Source organism: Candidatus Pantoea gossypiicola (assembly GCF_008632075.1).
Lineage (GTDB): Bacteria > Pseudomonadota > Gammaproteobacteria > Enterobacterales > Enterobacteriaceae > Pantoea > Pantoea gossypiicola.
This window is the reverse complement of the sequence record NZ_VWVM01000008.1, coordinates 88,763-104,843: the sequence shown is the minus strand read 5'-3', so window position 1 is coordinate 104,843 and position 16,081 is coordinate 88,763. Positions and strand designations below refer to the sequence as shown.

The window sequence follows — 16,081 nt, the reverse complement described above, 5'->3', positions numbered from 1 at the left end:
GCAGAGTATATGAGAAGGCAGGGAAACGCTTAGTTAAAGGTTTCCGGATCCGGCCCCAGACGATTTCCGCTGTCCAGTTTCGCAATATCACTCACTTCATGCTTATCCAGACGGAAGTCAAACACCTTAAAGTTCTCTTCAATACGCGCTGGCGTCACCGACTTCGGAATCACCACCAGACCGCTGTCCAGATGCCAGCGGATCACAATCTGTGCCGGTGTCTTACCATATTTCTTCGCCAGCGACTTGATGATCTCCTGATCAAAAACGCCTTTACCGCCCTGCGCCAGCGGACTCCAGGATTCGGTCTGGATCTGGTGCAGCGCATTCCACGCATGCAACGTGCGCTGTTGTAGCATCGGGTGCAGCTCAATCTGGTTCACGACCGGCGTGACACCGGTTTCATCCAGCAGACGCTTCAGGTGCGCTTCATGGAAGTTACAGACGCCGATGCTTTTGGTCAGCCCCTGCTGCTGCAGTTCGATCATCTTCTTCCAGGCATCAACGTAGTGGTCTTTCTCCGGGCACGGCCAGTGCATCAGATAGAGATCGACCTGCTCCAGCTTTAGCTTCTCCAGGCTGGTTTCCATCGCCTGCTGAACATTCTGCTGATCGTCGTTCCACAGTTTGGTGGTGACGAAAATCTCTTCGCGCGGCACGTCGGTTTCCTGCAGAGCCTGGCCAATCGCCTCTTCATTCTTATAGGCGGCGGCGGTATCGATTGAGCGATAGCCGACCTCAAGCGCTTTCAGCACCGCATGACGCGCATCTTCGATGCTGGCCTGCCACACACCGAGTCCGAGTTGCGGCATCATATTGCCATCGCGCAGTTTGATAATGGGTTGGTCTGCCATAGTTGCTCCTTTCCGTTGCGGTTAACCCGTGAGAATTCACTGTGCTTAAGTCTAGCCAACAATTTTCAGCCTGCTCAGCGCCAGCAACAACAGTGGGTCTGCTCTTCTGCCCGATCCGGTAAATTTCTTGCCTGATTCTCCAGGCTGCTGGCGGTTCAGGCAGTAGCACGGCACACTGGATTTTTGCCCGAAAAGGAGTCGCTATGGCGCACGATGCACTATGTCACCGGCTGGCACAGCAGGTAGTCACCTTAATGACCCATGGTCGTGACCGTCTTTGTCCGGTCGAAAATGTGTCGCTGATTTATGCCAGTCAATATCGTCCCCGTACGCCGATGATGTATCAGCCCGGCATTGTCATCCTGTTTCAGGGCAGCAAAACCGGCTATCTCGGCAGCACCGTGTTTCAGTATGACGCCAGCAAATATCTGATGCTGACCGTGCCGCTGCCGGTGGAATGCGAAACCTGGGCCTCTCCGGAGATCCCGATTGCCGGGCTGTGTCTCAGGGTTGATACCGCCAGCCTGCAGGATCTGCTGATTGAAATTGGCGACGACGATCAGTTTCAGCCGCAGCCGCAGACTTCAGGTATTCACTCGGCGTGGCTGACGCAACCCATGCTGTGCGCCGCGGAGCGGCTGCTGGATGTGATGACCCAGCCGCGCGATGCGCGCGTACTGGGGCCGCATATCGTGCGGGAAATTATCTACTATGTGCTGACCGGCCCGATTGGCGGCGCGCTGCTTTCGCTGGTGAGTCGACAGACGCAGTTCAGCCTGATCGCGCGCGCCCTGCGACGGATTGAGAATCACTATGCGGAAAATCTCAGCGTTGATGCGCTGGCAGCGGAAGTGAACATGAGCGTCTCAGCCTTTCACCACAACTTTAAAGCGGTAACGCAGACCTCGCCGTTGCAGTATCTCAAGCGCTATCGCCTGCATCAGGCGCGACTGCTGATGCTGCACGATGGACTGAAGGCGAGTGCGGCGGCGGTGCGGGTGGGCTATGAAAGCCCCTCACAGTTTTCGCGGGAGTTTAAACGCTATTTCGGCGTGACGCCTGGGGAAGAGGTGAGTCGTGTCAGGCAGACGGTAGCGGATCCGTCAGCCTGAGTGGCGGCGGATCCGAAAGCCAGATGCGCGTCAGGCGCGTTTCTGGCGACGCTTTTTCCAGATGACCACAATGCTGCCGGACAGGCCGAGCACCAGCAGCACCATCGGCAGTATCATCAGAATCGCCATTACCTGATCTTCATGACGCTTGATAAACGGCACCTGGCTGATGCCATAGCCAAAGGCAACTACAATGCCGACCCACAGCACGCCGCTGAGCCAGTTAAACAGCTGAAAGCGGCCATTCTGCAGGCCTGCAATGCCCGCCATGGTCGGCAGGATAGTGCGGATAAAGGCGAGAAAACGGCCGACCAGCAGCGCCATCAGCCCGTGACGGTTAAACATATTCCAGGCGCGCTGGTGATATTGTGCCGGTAGATGCATCAGCCAGCTCTTCACCAGTCGGGTATTCCCCAGCCAGCGGCCCTGCAGATAGCTCAGCCAGCAGCCGAGGCTGGCGGCGGTCGTCAGGATCACCATCGTCGGCACAAAATCCATCACCCCTTTAGCCACCATCGCCCCGGCCAGCAGCAGAAGGCTGTCGCCCGGCAGGAAAGAGGCGGGCAGCAGACCATTTTCCAGAAACAGCGTCAGGAACATCACGCCGTATACCACCCACACTACATCCGGATTTGCCAGCGCGGCAAAATCCTGATGCCAGAGCGCCTGGACAATCTCGTGTAAAACACCCATTAGCGATTCCATCACGTCACAAGGAACAATCCGTCTGCGTTCAGGCAGCACGGCAATCTCACCGGTAAGCTGAACGATGCGGGATAAATTTTAACAACAAATGAGCCTGTGCCCGGTAAACTCTGCGGGCCGCTGCTACGTGGTTTATCTTCTGTTTACTTTCCGTTTATCTGACTTAGCGCGTCAGGCGCGCAAAACCGGCCTCCAGGTCAGCCAGCAGATCATCAACGTGCTCCAGACCAATATGCAGCCGCACCAGCGTGCCGGTGAAATCCACCCCGCCCGCCGGACGAATCTCTGCCAGCTCTTCTGGCTGATTTGCCAGGATCAGCGATTCATAACCACCCCAGGAGTAAGCCATGCTGAAATGATGGAAGTGATCGAGATATTCCGCCAGTTGGGGCGCGCTTAATTTTTCCTGCAGGATGAACGAGAAGAGGCCGCTGCTGCCGTTAAAGTCCCGCTGCCAGAACGCATGACCTTTGCTTTGCGCCAGTGCCGGATGATTCACCCGAGCCACTTCCGGGCGCGCCGCCAACCACTCTGCCACCTGAATCGCACTCTCTTCATGCTGACGCAGACGGGTACCCAGCGTACGCAGACCGCGACTCGCCATGTAGGCGGTATCGGCATCCACCATCTGACCCATCAGATAAGAGTTCTCACGCAGCTGGTCGATACAGCGCGCATTGGCAACCGCCGTGCCGATCATCGCATCGCTGTGACCAATCAGATATTTGGTGCCAGCCTGAATCGAAATGTCGATACCGTGCGCCAGCGCGTTAAACAGAATACCGGCCGCCCAGGTGTTGTCGATCATGATGATCGCCTCGGGCGCTTTCGCGCGTACCGCTGCCACAATCGCCGGAATATCCTGCACTTCCATCGTGATTGAGGCAGGCGATTCCAGGAAGACAACCCGGGTGTCAGGCTGCACCAGCTCACCGATTTCACTGCCGATGCAGTGATCGAACCAGCCGATGGAAACCTGCAGCTTAGCGAGAATTTTAGTACAGAAGTCCTGCGTCGGTTCATAGACCGCGCCGCTCATCAGTACGTGGTCGCCCGCCTCGACAAAAGCCAGGATCGCGTTCGCCACGGCAGCCGCGCCGCAGGGATAAAGCACACAGCCTGCGCCGCCTTCCAGCTCGGTCATCGCATCCTGCAATGCAAAGTGCGTCAGGGTGCCACGACGGCCATAAAAGAGTTCGCCTTTTGCCCGACCGGCGGTGGCGCGTTTTTTCTCCGCAACCGTATCAAAAACCAGCGAAGAGGCGCGCTGAATGACGCTGTTCACCGAGCCCTGGGTATAACGCTTGCTGCGTCCTGCACTGACGAGCGTGGTATCAATTTTTCTGGTGGTCATGAGTCGCCTTTACCGCTTCAGACTAAGTCCTCACGTTATCACGAAACGGCAAGCAGGGTTGAGACTCAATGGTGATTATCAGAGTGCGCCGCAGGAAAAAAACCGGCCCGCGAGCGGGCCTGAAATTGATGACAAAGTGTGGCCCGGTTAGCGGTGAGACCGAGCCAGTTCAGGAAACCCGGTCAGAACGGAAAGGCGCTTATGCCAATCTCTGGCTCGCTCGGCCCACGCGATTACGCACCTCATCCCTGAGGTGCGCCCGTTGCCAGGCCAACGCTTCGCGTTTTTTTCCGGGCGGCGGGACGCTTTCCTCCTCTGACCGTGTTCCCTGCGTGTTGAGCTAAACCCTCGCTGCCAGTTGCACCCTGATTCGAGTTTGCCAGCAGTCCGGGACCCGCAAGCGAGCTGGTTTCCATTGCCTTACATGACGCCCATCAGGCGCGGCAACCAGAGTGAAATAGCGGGAATATAGGTAATCAGCATCAGGACAATGAACAGCATGCCGTAGAAGGGCAGCATCGCCCCGACGACCTGCTCAATCTTCTGTTTACTGACCGCGCTGGCAACAAACAAGACGGTGCCGACCGGTGGCGTAATCAGCCCGATGCCCAGGTTCGTCAGCATGATCATGCCAAAGTGAACGGGATCGACCCCCAGCGCGGTCGCTACCGGCAGCAGCACCGGCGTCAGGATCAGAATCAGCGGTGCCATATCCATCAGCGTGCCCACCACCAGCAGCAGGATATTGATACACATCAGGATCACATATTTGTTATCGGAGAGGCTGGTGAACGCTTCGGTAATAAGGGTCGGCAACTGCATAAAGGTCATCACCGCGCCAAACCCGGCCGCGAAAGCGATTAGCACCATCACGATGGTGACGGTTTTAATGGTGCGGAACAGCAGTATATGCAACTGGCTCCATTTAAAGTCGCGATAGATAAACATGGTGACGAAGAACGCCCAGATACAGGCAATCGCAGCGGATTCCGAGGCGGTAAAAATGCCAGAGAGGATCCCGCCCATAATGATCACGACGGTAAACAGACCCCAGAAGGCATCGAAGAAAATCTTCAGCGCCTGACGAAACGGAATACGCTCGCCTTTGGGATAGCCGCGTTTATGGGCAAAGCCCAGACACATTACCATCAGGCAACCGCCGAGCAGCAGGCCAGGGAAGATCCCGGCAACAAACAGCGAAGAGATGGTTACCATGCCGCCGGTCGCCAGCGAGTAGATGACGGAGTTGTGGCTGGGGGGCGTCAGCACCGCCTGTACCGAACCGCTGGCGGTCACCGCCGCGGCGAAGTCACGTGGATAGCCTTTCTCCTCCATCTGCGGAATCATTACCGAACCAATCGAGGCGGTATCGGCTACCGACGAACCAGAGATAGCGCCAAAAAAGGTTGAAGCGACGATATTAACCAGCGACAGCCCGCCGCGAATAAAGCCAACAAAGATATAGGCGAAGTTGACCAGGCGACGGGCAATGCCGCCCTCGGCCATAATCGCGCCTGCGAGGATGAAGAACGGAATGGTCAGCAGCGAAAATTTGTTAATCCCGTTAGTCACCTGAATTACCACCGCTTCCAGCGGCAGATCGATCCACCAGGCACCGATAAAGGCGCTCAGTCCCACCGCAAAGGCGACCGGAAAACCCACCATCAGCAACACCAGCAAACTGCCTATCAAGATCAATGCATCCATTTTTCTGCTCCGCGTTAGTGGGTACCGCCCAGCGTGACAATCGGCCGCTGGCTCTGATCGCCGCTCAGCAGGCGCTCAATAACAAACAGCAGGGTGAAGATCGCGCCAATCGGGATTGGCAGATACATCTCGCCGTAGGTCACTGCCGGAAGTGAGGCGAGGGTCTGCATCCACATCGCTTCACACAGGCTGTAACTGGCCTGGAAGATCACCAGGCAGGTGATAATCATCAGCAGATCGCTGACGCGCAGCATCAGGCGCTGCCGGGCAGGTGACAGGCGGTCAGTGACCATCGATACGCAGATATGGGTTCCGGCGCGCAGACCCACCGGTGCGCCGATAAAGGTAAAAATGATCATACAGATAATGGCAACCGGCTCCGGCCAGGAGAGCGCACCGTTCATCACGTAACGAGCGAAGATCCCAATCGGGATCACCGTTACCATGATTAACAGCGCAACGGCAGCCACCAGCATGCAGAGCAGATAAAGCCCATCCATCAGACGCGTATAAGCAGACATAATTGATACCTGATTAAGTACGCCACACGGCAGCGTGGCGCGGGAAGGGTTATTTCACCTCAGCGATCCGGGTCATCAGATCCTGATATTTGCCGCCAAACTGATCGCGCACTGGCTGAGTCGCTTTGACGAAATAGTCACGGTCAGTTTGCTGGAAGGTGACGCCTCCCGCCTTCATTTTGGCGATCGACTCTTCGGTATAGGTCGCCCAGAGCTGGCGCTCTTCATCCTGTGCTTCTTTGCCGAGCTTTTTCAGCAAGGCCTGATCCTCGGGTTTCAGGCGATCCCAGGCGCGTTTTGAAAACAGGATCATCTCTGGCTGGATAAAGTGGCCGCTGAGGGTGTAATACTTCGCGACCGGCATGTAGTTATGGGCGACAAAGGTCGGTGGATTGTTCTCGGTGCCATCGACCACGCCGGTCTGCATCGCACTGAACACTTCACTGACGCCCATTGCCACCGGATTCGCGCCCATCGCTTTCAGCGTCGCCAGCGAGATGGCGCTGTTCTGTACCCGGATCTTCATGCCCTTGAGATCGCCCGGCTTTGCCAGCGGCTTCTTGGTGATCATGTTGCGCTCACCGGCATCGGTCCAGCCCAGGAACACCATGCGGGCGTTGGGATCGTTGTCGAATTTGTTGGCAATCTCGCGGCCTATCTCGCCATCCAGCACTTTGTGCATGTGGTCAACGTCGCGGAAAACGTAGGGCAGGGTCAGCACGCTGGTTTCCGGGGCAATTGAGGTAACCGGGGCCAGCGAGACGCGGATCATATCAATGGCACCCAGCTGCACCTGTTGCAGTGTCTGATCTTCATCGCCCAGCACGCCACCGGCGTAGAGCTTCATCTCCAGCCGTCCATCGGTGGCCTGTTTCAGTTTGTCGCCCATGTGTTGCAGGGCAACCACAGTGGGATAACCGGCAGGCTGCACTTCAGCCACTTTGATCACCTGTGCCGTGGCGCAGGCGCTCGCTATCATCGCCGCCAGGGCACTGGCTACACATGTTTTCATCATTCTCATTATATTTTCTCCCGCAGAGGTAAGACGGCCTGCGGTCAGGGCTAACCGCAGAGGGCCGTGAGGAGCCAGCATAGTGAAAACGCGTCTGAGTAAAATGCAGCAATGCTGATTGAATGAATCTCATCACATTTTGAAACGTTGTTTTAATAAATTTTCATGCGGCTTCACATTTTCGAAACATCCTCACAAACCGTGCCTGAACCCGCTCAACAACAGGTCAATAGCGCGGCTCAGCTTTGTAAATACTAATGAGAACTACTATCAATTCGCCGCCATTTTGCTATTATTTGCGCTTGTTTCGCATCCCTGAATCAGAAGTTGGAGAAGCAGCGTGGTAGCCAGTGATTTGATGCAAACGGACCTCTCCGTTTGGGGCATGTATCAACATGCCGATATCGTGGTAAAGGTGGTCATGATTGGCCTGTTAGTGGCCTCAGTGGTGACCTGGGCGATCTTCTTCGGCAAATATGCCGAACTCAGCGCGGCTAAGCGTCGCCTGAAGCGTGAGCAACTGGCCCTGGGCGAAGCCCGCAATCTGAATGACGCCGCCCGCATTGCCCAGTCGTTTACCGGGCACAGCCACTCTGTGGTGCTATTGAACGATGCGCAGAATGAACTTGAACTGTCGGCTGGCGTGGAAGATACCAACGGTATTAAAGATCGCACCAGTTTCCGCCTTGAGCGCCGCGTAGCCGCCTTCAGCCGCCATGCTGGGCGTGGCAACGGTTTCCTGGCGACCATTGGGTCTGTTGCACCCTTTATCGGCCTGTTCGGCACCGTCTGGGGCATCATGAACAGCTTTATCGGCATCGCGAAAACCCAGACCACCAACCTTGCGGTGGTGGCACCGGGTATTGCCGAAGCGCTGCTGGCGACCGCGATTGGTCTGGTTGCTGCGATCCCGGCCGTCGTCATCTATAACGTTTTTGCCCGCATGATTGCCAACTATAAAGCCTCGCTGGGTGATGTCGCCGCGCAGGTGATGCTGCTGCAGAGTCGTGATATCGATCTGGGCACCGTCGCCACAGAGGTTCCGCGTCCTGCGACCGCCCAGAAACTGCGCTTAGGGTAAGTTGTTATGGCCATGCGATTAAACGACGATCTGGAAACCGAGGGTGAAATGCATGAGATCAACGTGACGCCGTTTATCGACGTCATGCTGGTGCTGCTGATCATCTTTATGGTGGCCGCGCCACTGGCCACGGTCGATGTGCGCGTTAATCTGCCCGCGTCCACCAGCGCGCCGCAACCGCGTCCGGAAAAGCCGGTCTATCTGTCGATTAAAGCGGATAAGCAGCTTTACGTCGGTAACGATCAGGTCACGCCCGACTCGCTGGTTAACGTGCTGACCAGCCAGACCCAGGGCAACAAAGAGACCACCATTTTCTTCCAGGCAGACAAGTCGGTAGATTATGAAACGCTGATGAGCGTGATGGATAAGCTGCGCACGGCGGGCTACCTGAAAATCGGTCTGATGGGTATGGAAACCGTGAAGAAATAGCGGGTTATCCGGCAACATGAAAAGGCGACTGTGAAGGTCGCCTTTTTTTATGGCGGCGCTTAGCCAGATAAAATCAGGCAGATCCGCGCCACAACTGCTCACTTATGCTGGCTGATTTGAATTGTTAATTTTTTGTTACTTATGTACACAGAATTGTAAAGTGCAATGGTGAGTCAGGTCACATTAATCTCGCCTCAGGCAGGCTAAAACGGCTAAAAAACAACAGGAAGCCGTTATGAGTCACGCCCCATCTTTACAAAAGCCGCCGAAAAGTGCTGCCCGAACCATCTTCAACGTCACCAGTGGTAACTTCCTGGAGATGTACGATTTTATGGTGTTTGGCTACTACGCCACCGCCATTGCCAAAACCTTCTTCCCCGGCGATGACCCGTTCGCTTCCCTGATGCTGACCCTGATGACCTTTGGTGCCGGTTTCCTGATGCGCCCGCTGGGGGCGATTATTCTGGGTGCCTACATCGACCATCATGGTCGTCGTAAAGGCTTGTTGCTGACGCTGGGCCTGATGGCAATTGGCACCCTGACTATCGCGCTGGTGCCAGGCTACGCCACGCTGGGCGCAGCGGCACCGATTCTAATCCTGCTGGGACGCCTGTTGCAGGGCTTCTCGGCGGGCGTTGAGCTGGGGGGCGTGTCGGTCTATCTGGCCGAAGTCGCGCCGAAAGGTCGCAAAGGCTTTTTCGTCAGCTGGCAGTCGGGCAGTCAGCAGATTGCAGTGATTTTTGCCGCCATGCTGGGGCTGATGCTGAATCATCTGCTGGCGAAAGAGGCGGTGACGGAGTGGGGCTGGCGTATCCCGTTTGTGGTCGGCTGCCTGATTGTGCCGTTCCTGTTCTACATCCGCCGGATGCTGGAAGAGACCGAAGCGTTCAGCAAACGTAAACACCATCCGAGCATGACGGAAATTATGCGGTCGGTGGCCAGCAACTGGGCGCTGGTACTGGCGGGCATGCTGATGGTGGTCACCACCACGGTGATGTTCTACATGATCACCGCCTTTACCCCGACCTTTGGTAAAACCGTGCTGATGATGAGCGACAAACAGGCGTTTCTGGTCACCCTCTGCGTAGGTGTCTCAAACCTGTTCTGGCTGCCACTGATGGGCGCGCTGTCGGACCGCGTCGGTCGCCGTCCGCTGCTGATCATCTTTACCCTGCTGATGATTGTGACGACCTGGCCGGTGCTGCACTGGCTGGTGGGATCGGCCAGTTTTGCCCACCTGCTGGAAGCGGAACTGTGGCTGTCGTTTCTTTATGCCAGCTACAACGGGGCGATGGTGGTCTATCTGGCAGAGATTATGCCTGCTGAGGTGCGAGCCGCGGGTTTCTCTATGGCCTACAGCCTGGCGACGGCGCTGTTTGGCGGCTTCACGCCTGCCATCTCCAGCTATCTGATCCACGCCACCGGTGATAAGGCGATGCCGGGCGTCTGGCTGACCTTTGCTGCCGTCTGCGGGCTGATCGGGACGCTGTTGATTGGCCGGATGGTGAAACAGTATCAGTTGCGCCACAGCGCGACGCCAGCCAGCGCTTCTCTCTAAAAGGACAAATCGACCACCACGCTGTCGCTGTAGTTTCCCGCAGGCGGCGTGTTCTGCGTGGTCAGGATACGCGCGGTGTAGTTAAAGCCGCGCGTCAGTCCATCTGTTGATACCGCCGTCGAGGTGGTACTGCTCCAGCGTTCCGTGCCTGCCGATCCCCAGCGATTGCTGGTCGTGCCTTTATAGATCTCATAGCTCAGTCGGTTTGCGCCGCTAGCCATATTCCTGACGCTACCCGCCGCATAGCTGCCATTGCTCAGCCCGACGGTATAGGTGCTGCCTTTGCTGCACAATACGTTAATGGTCTGCGAGACGGCGGAGAAGCTGCCCACCAGCGGCGCGCTGCCAAAGCTGATATTGGGCGAGGTGATCGTCGTACAGTCATTGGTCAGGATAGCGGTGATGTTAATCGGTATCACGCCGCTGCCATTCTGCTCGCTCAGGCAAATATTACCGACACTGACGCTGGTGCAGACGCGCCAGGTCACCGCCATGTTCAGCGTCACCTGATAGGTTCCGGCGGCCACCACCTGACCGGGAACGGTGCGCAGATAAATCGGAATGGCGAAGTTGAGGCTGCCCAGCAATCCCGCCAGGTTGATCAGTGTCTGCGATCCATAGACAAACGGCGTGCCGCCGATAGTCAGTTCAGTGGCGCAGGCACTGTCGGTGCAGAGCCGCACAGGCACATTATCGCTGCCGGTGTCACCGCTGCGCTTCAGGATGCCGCGCGTGCCGCTGACCGTAGTTGCGCCGGTCAACTGGAAGGTTATCTGGTTATTGCCGAGCAGCGACAGCGACGAGCCGGAGCCACAGTTGACGTTGGCATTGGTGGTGACCGAGCTGACGGTGGTATTCGCCACAAAGGTGGTGACCGAACCAAAGCTTGCTGTGGAGGCGGGCAGGGTACAGGCGGCGTAGCTCAGTGACGGCAGTAGCAGCAACAGGCCAGCCAGTAACAGCGATCTCATCATAGTGGATTTCCGGACATAAAAGGTTCAGCAGGGGCGGCGGCGCTACCTGCAACAGGAGCCGGCAGCGCGCAGGTCAGGGGACCATAGGTTTTCAGCGCCTGCGGCTGACCGCTGGCGATATGCAGCTCGGTTTCGCAGCGGCGACCATCGGGCGTCACCACCTCGATCGGATTGCTGGTGGTAAGATCTTCCATCCAGACGATGCCATCCCAGCCGACATATCCGGTGGGATGGCCAGGCCGCTGCACCCGGCTTGAAACCGGCAGCGGCTGGCCCTGCGCATCAACCAGGATCACGCTGGCAGCGCGCAGTTTCTCCACCGGGAAGTTGAGCAGGTAGCCGCTCTGGCGTTTCACCGCAAAGCGCTGTTCAACCCGTGGCGTGGTCATATCGGCGGGCAGGTCGAGGGTATCGATATCATATTTGGCCGGGTAGTAGCTGCTGATGGCAGGCACCAGCAGATAGCCCTGTTGATTGGTACGTCCCATCGACTGATTTTCATAGCGCACGTTCACGTCGGGATAGCTTGTTTTCACCAGCACAAAGGCGTCGTTGATGGCGTTAGCGGCAAAGACGCTGTTATCCATTAACACCAGCGCGCCAGAGAGATCGGCCCATTGCGTGAGGTTGCCATCATCGCCATAGAAGCCCCCCGACGTGTCGATCTGGTTGTTGCGATAGCGCAGACTGCCCTGACGATAATCGCCGCTGTCACCGCTCTGATTCGCCCAGGAGGCATCCCAGGCAAATCCGCCGTCGCTGGGCATGGCGCTGGAGGCGTAAATGCGCTGACTGTCGCGGCCACGCTGATCGCGTTCGGTGCTGATAGCCGCGCTGCCCTGTTCGCCAAACGGGATGACCAGCGAGATAGCACCGGTCCAGCTCTTCTCCTCCTGATCGCGGCTGGCGGAGACATAGAGGCTGCTGTTGCCCCACAGGTTTTTACTCCATGAGAGGTTCCACAGGCGAGTGCGGTCGCCCTGGCCATCAGTGATATCGATGAAAGCGGCACCGACGCTGCCAAACTGGTTCAGCGAGACGCTGGCGCTGTACTGCGCACTGCGGCGCGACAGTGCGTAGCGGCTATCCGCCTGGCTTCCGGCACGGCTGCCGACCAGCGCCAGATTGCCGAAGTCGCTGCTGCGCTGGGTCTGCTGCGTGCCGATGTTGAACCAGCTGTTGTTGTACTGATAACCCCAGCTGTATTGCCTGCCGCTCTCGCCATCGAGCTGACTTTGCGCCACCGCGCCGTTGACCACTCCCCAGCTGCCGACGCGCAGCTGTCCGCCCAGCCCGCCCATCGCCAGGCTTTCGCTGCCTTCAGCGTGACTCTCCAGCGTCAGCCAGTCGGTCATGCCATATCGGTAAGAACCGCTGGCGGCGGCCTGCCCATAATCGAAGTTTTTGATGCCGTAGTTCTCGCGGATCGCGCCAGCAGAGAAGGCATAATCTGACAGGCCAGATTTCAGCAGATTACTGGAGACGTAAAACGGCATGGTGGTAGTGACGCGACGGCCCACCGCATCGGTGGTGGTGATCACCGCATCACCCGCGCCGTTAACAAACGGCACATTGGTCATCGACCAGGGGCCAGGCTGCACGTTTGCCTGGCTGGAACGATAGCCGTTGATAAAGAGATCGACGGTGGAAGGAACGGCTGCCTGACCGGAAAAAGCGGGCAGCGGATAGGTCACCAGATCGGGACGGACGCTGAAGTCGCGGCCGACGCGGATGCCGCCGAGCCGCACGCTGCTGCTCCAGGCTAGCGAATCGGTGACAAGATCCCCGACCCGCCAGCTTACCGCCGTGTTCTCATCTTCATTGCTCCACCAGCTGTCGTAGCGGATATAGCCGTTGTCCTGATAAGTCGTACTGCCTTCCAGCTGCTGCTGCCAGACGCCGTTAGTTGAGACGTGCCCGGCATCACCAAACAGCCGCAGTTCGTTCCAGGCGGAAAGTCTGGTACCGGTGGTATCAGTGCGGCTGGCGTACAGGTCGTAATTAATCAGCGCACCGCTGCTGGTACGGCCTGGATAGCGCGGTCCATTCTTCGCCTCACCAATGATCTGGCCGGGCAGCCAGTCAGGTGGCACGGTCAGTAGCAGGCGCTGCCGCGCAGCGTCATACTCCACGCTGATGGATTGCAGGCCGCTGACATCAACCTGCGGCTGCTGGCCCAGCTTATCCGGTGACAGCCCGGCACGCTGCAGATCGCTGCTGCGCAGCCAGAAATGACCGTCGCGCTGCTCCACTGCCACAATATTGCCGTTTGCCTGCTGGTTAATCACCAGCTCCAGCATGTATTGCTGACCCGCGCCGCTGCTCTGCAGGCTGGGCGGCGGGGGCAGGGATGAGTAAGTCTCCGCCAGCACAGGATCCGGCGTAAGCGCGTAAATCACGCTGACCACCGCCAGCGCGCAGGGGGGCAGGGAAAAAGGTCTCATTCAGCGCTTACTTCCGGGCAGCGCTGCGCCACTGGCTTTTATTAACCTCTGCGGTGAGTTCGCCGCTGACCGGCACCGTGAGCGGCCAGCGATGCGTGCTGTCCGCCAGCACATAGCCGTATAAGCCTTCGCCCAGCTTGCGACCACCAATCGCCACATTGCTGAGCCGGGCGTGGCCGTTGCCGCTGTTGGTCAGCTGGAGCCAGCGCTTACCGCCCTCGCTGACCTGTTGCCAGTGCAGAGCGGGACGGACGCTGTCGGTGGAGAGCCCGGAACCATACACAAACAGCGGCACCGAATAGCGCATCTGAAAGGTCAGTCCGGCCTGATTTTCGCCGGGATTGTTCGGCGTCGGGATTTCATCCAGCACCACCCGGTAGGCCAGCTCTTTACCGGCCGCAGGCGGCGTCTGTTTAATCAGCCTGACCAGCTGTTTCTGGCCCGGCTCCATCCGCACCATCGGCGGGCTGGCAACAACCTGCTGCTGGGTCTGATACTGCTCCTGACTGTTAATCTGCTGCCAGCTGAAAACCCGGATCTGCATCATGGTCGTGCTGTTACCGCGATTTTCCAGCCAGAGCTCGCTGGCTTTCTCTTCAGGATTAATGGCGGGATCAATGGGCCAGATCATCACCGAGTTGGCGGCGAAGGCCGGAGAGAGCAGAGTGGAACTCAGCAGGAGCAGCAGGGCGCGCAGTGGCTTCATGATCATATCCTTGTTTTCAATCACCTCACCAGGTCAGGGTGACGGTCAGCGTATCGGTATAAACGCCGGCGCGCGCAGTGCCGGGCAGTTGTAGCTGACCATAGATCGGCAGCGTAATGTTATTGGCATTGCTATAGCTCAGCGACACCGCCTGGTTCACCGGGATGACCGTGGTGCGGCTGGCGTTACTAAAGAGCGTATAGGGAACGGTATTGCTGAAATTGGGCAGCTTGAGATTACGGGTAGTGGTGAAGTTGCTGCCCTGGTTAATGCTCATGCTCAGCGTGGTGCCTGGCGTACAGGCAAGGTTAATGGCGGTGCTCTGCACGAAGCTGGCATTGACGGTACTGGCCGCCACGCCAGACTGCGTGCCGAAATTGAGCGTGCCAAAAACGCCGGTATTAGTACCGGATATCACGCAGCCTGCTACCACCGAGGCGGTCACCTGAAAGGTGCTGGTGGGCAGACTCCAGGCGCTGACACTTACTATCATCAGGAGCAGGCTGCGTGCGATCGTCAGGCAGGGTCGCCAGAGAACCAACCTTATTTACCTGCGGCAGCAGTTAGTAGTTCACGGCCACGTTAATGGTATCGGTATAGGTTCCGGCAGGGATCAGGGGGTTAAAGCCACCACCGACCACCCGGCCATAGATGGCGTAGTTGGTACCCAATGTCGGGTCAGTGGTGCCACTGGCCGCGATAGGCGTATTGTTGGCGATCGCCGTGGTGAAGGAGGCGTCACTATAGAGGGTATAGGCGATACCCTGCGCATTATTCGATCCCAGAATCAGATAACGCGGTGACGCAGAAGCGGTGCCATAGATAGTGGCTGGCGCAGCATTGCTGCTGGTCACCACCACGTTGTAATCCTGACCGGTAGTGCAGCGCACAAAAATACCGTTACCGGCGGCACCGACCAGGGTGGCATTCAGGGTATCAAAGGTGGCGGCGCTGCTACCAAAGTTCAGGGTACCGAAGTTAACGCCCGCCGTGGCTGACTGTCCATTTACCAGACAACCAGTGGTCAGCGTCAACGTGGCATTGATGGTTCCCGAGGTCGTAGCCGCCTGGGTTAATGATGGAACAGCAACAGTTAATCCTGCAGCGGCAAACAGAAAAAGCTTGAGTTTCATAATATTTCCTTACGGATTATCGAGAGTCAGTGCTTTTTCACCCGGTGTTTATTAACGATTCAACCCAAAGTAAGGAAATAAAAACAATAAGGCGGGCAGTGCCGCAGTCTTAAGAAAAATCTTAGACTTAAGAATGATGATTTATATCAGTTTTACTTACTATAGATCAGTTAAAGCGTTACGCGAAGTGCTGCCGTTTAATTTTCATTAATCAAAAGGTCTCTCTGGCCGATAACCCAGTTACAGCAAGGCACGAAAGCGAGACGGTAAAACAAAACCCCTTGTTTTATCGGTTTCTGGAATGCTTTCTGCTTCGGTGATATGTTCCTGTACCAATCAGACATAATAACGATTTAGCGCCAGATTCATCAGGCGGTTAATAAAATGCAGGTCACAAATGCCTTGCGTTTGTGGACCTGTTTTGCCCGGTCTTCAGGGCCAGGAAATAGTGAAGTTTATTAACTTTCACCCATTGGGTGTTTTTAAAATGA

General features: G+C 57.1%; 15 protein-coding genes. 4 read left to right on the top strand and 11 right to left on the bottom strand.

What is annotated here, in order from left to right:
* Window positions 1-29 precede the first annotated feature (29 nt).
* Window positions 30-854, bottom strand: a complete 825-nt coding sequence (dkgA, locus tag F3I20_RS12335; protein ID WP_061063370.1) for a 2,5-didehydrogluconate reductase DkgA — start codon at window positions 852-854, stop codon at window positions 30-32.
* A 203-nt stretch (window positions 855-1,057) separates the two neighbouring features.
* Here dkgA and F3I20_RS12330 point away from each other — a divergent pair, with 203 nt between their 5' ends.
* The gene (locus F3I20_RS12330; RefSeq protein ID WP_150037709.1) at window positions 1,058-1,966 is read left to right on the top strand and encodes an AraC family transcriptional regulator; all 909 of its coding nucleotides are present in this window, start codon (window positions 1,058-1,060) and stop codon (window positions 1,964-1,966) included.
* Window positions 1,967-1,996: 30 nt separating this feature from the next.
* Here F3I20_RS12330 and F3I20_RS12325 read toward each other — a convergent pair whose 3' ends face one another.
* The 5 genes from F3I20_RS12325 to F3I20_RS12305 form a co-directional block, all read right to left on the bottom strand.
* On the bottom strand, window positions 1,997-2,659 hold the full coding sequence (locus F3I20_RS12325) for a DedA family protein (RefSeq protein ID WP_033733897.1): 663 nt from the start codon (window positions 2,657-2,659) through the stop codon (window positions 1,997-1,999).
* Window positions 2,660-2,834: 175 nt separating this feature from the next.
* Window positions 2,835-4,025, bottom strand: a complete 1,191-nt coding sequence (metC, locus tag F3I20_RS12320) for a cystathionine beta-lyase (protein ID WP_150014754.1) — start codon at window positions 4,023-4,025, stop codon at window positions 2,835-2,837.
* Between the two features lie 420 nt (window positions 4,026-4,445).
* Window positions 4,446-5,732 carry a TRAP transporter large permease gene (locus F3I20_RS12315; RefSeq protein WP_150014752.1) on the bottom strand — a complete coding sequence of 429 codons (1,287 nt, stop codon included), beginning with the start codon at window positions 5,730-5,732 and terminating at the stop codon, window positions 4,446-4,448.
* A 14-nt stretch (window positions 5,733-5,746) separates the two neighbouring features.
* Window positions 5,747-6,253, bottom strand: coding sequence for a TRAP transporter small permease (locus tag F3I20_RS12310; protein WP_150014750.1), 507 nt, complete (start codon window positions 6,251-6,253; stop codon window positions 5,747-5,749).
* 49 nt (window positions 6,254-6,302) lie between these two features.
* Complete coding sequence (locus F3I20_RS12305; protein WP_150019321.1) at window positions 6,303-7,274, bottom strand: TRAP transporter substrate-binding protein; 972 nt, start codon at window positions 7,272-7,274, stop codon at window positions 6,303-6,305.
* A 349-nt stretch (window positions 7,275-7,623) separates the two neighbouring features.
* On the opposite strand from F3I20_RS12305, the gene exbB reads away from it, so the two are divergent.
* The 3 genes from exbB (at window position 7,624) to F3I20_RS12290 (ending at window position 10,333) form a co-directional block, all read left to right on the top strand.
* Window positions 7,624-8,346 (top strand): tol-pal system-associated acyl-CoA thioesterase, encoded by a 723-nt coding sequence (exbB, locus tag F3I20_RS12300; protein WP_190285932.1) that lies wholly within the window; start codon window positions 7,624-7,626, stop codon window positions 8,344-8,346.
* Between the two features lie 6 nt (window positions 8,347-8,352).
* Window positions 8,353-8,775: a TonB system transport protein ExbD gene (gene exbD, locus F3I20_RS12295; protein ID WP_150014744.1), complete on the top strand. Its 423-nt coding sequence runs from the start codon at window positions 8,353-8,355 to the stop codon at window positions 8,773-8,775.
* A 235-nt stretch (window positions 8,776-9,010) separates the two neighbouring features.
* Window positions 9,011-10,333: an MFS transporter gene (locus F3I20_RS12290; protein ID WP_150014742.1), complete on the top strand. Its 1,323-nt coding sequence runs from the start codon at window positions 9,011-9,013 to the stop codon at window positions 10,331-10,333.
* Here F3I20_RS12290 and F3I20_RS12285 read toward each other — a convergent pair.
* The 5 genes from F3I20_RS12285 to F3I20_RS12265 all read right to left on the bottom strand — a co-directional run bounded on the left by F3I20_RS12285 (window position 10,330) and on the right by F3I20_RS12265 (window position 15,590).
* A complete protein-coding gene (locus F3I20_RS12285; RefSeq protein ID WP_150014740.1) occupies window positions 10,330-11,307 on the bottom strand; it encodes a Csu type fimbrial protein in 978 nt (325 codons plus the stop codon). The two genes, F3I20_RS12290 and F3I20_RS12285, sit on opposite strands and share 4 nt — an antisense overlap.
* Window positions 11,304-13,751: a fimbria/pilus outer membrane usher protein gene (locus F3I20_RS12280; RefSeq protein ID WP_150014738.1), complete on the bottom strand. Its 2,448-nt coding sequence runs from the start codon at window positions 13,749-13,751 to the stop codon at window positions 11,304-11,306. Before F3I20_RS12280 ends, F3I20_RS12285 begins: the two co-directional genes overlap by 4 nt.
* Window positions 13,752-13,758: 7 nt before the next feature.
* Window positions 13,759-14,457: a fimbrial biogenesis chaperone gene (locus F3I20_RS12275; protein WP_150014736.1), complete on the bottom strand. Its 699-nt coding sequence runs from the start codon at window positions 14,455-14,457 to the stop codon at window positions 13,759-13,761.
* A 25-nt stretch (window positions 14,458-14,482) separates the two neighbouring features.
* On the bottom strand, window positions 14,483-14,950 hold the full coding sequence (locus F3I20_RS12270) for a Csu type fimbrial protein (protein ID WP_150014734.1): 468 nt from the start codon (window positions 14,948-14,950) through the stop codon (window positions 14,483-14,485).
* Between the two features lie 70 nt (window positions 14,951-15,020).
* Window positions 15,021-15,590, bottom strand: coding sequence for a spore coat protein U domain-containing protein (locus F3I20_RS12265; protein ID WP_150014732.1), 570 nt, complete (start codon window positions 15,588-15,590; stop codon window positions 15,021-15,023).
* Window positions 15,591-16,081 lie beyond the last annotated feature (491 nt).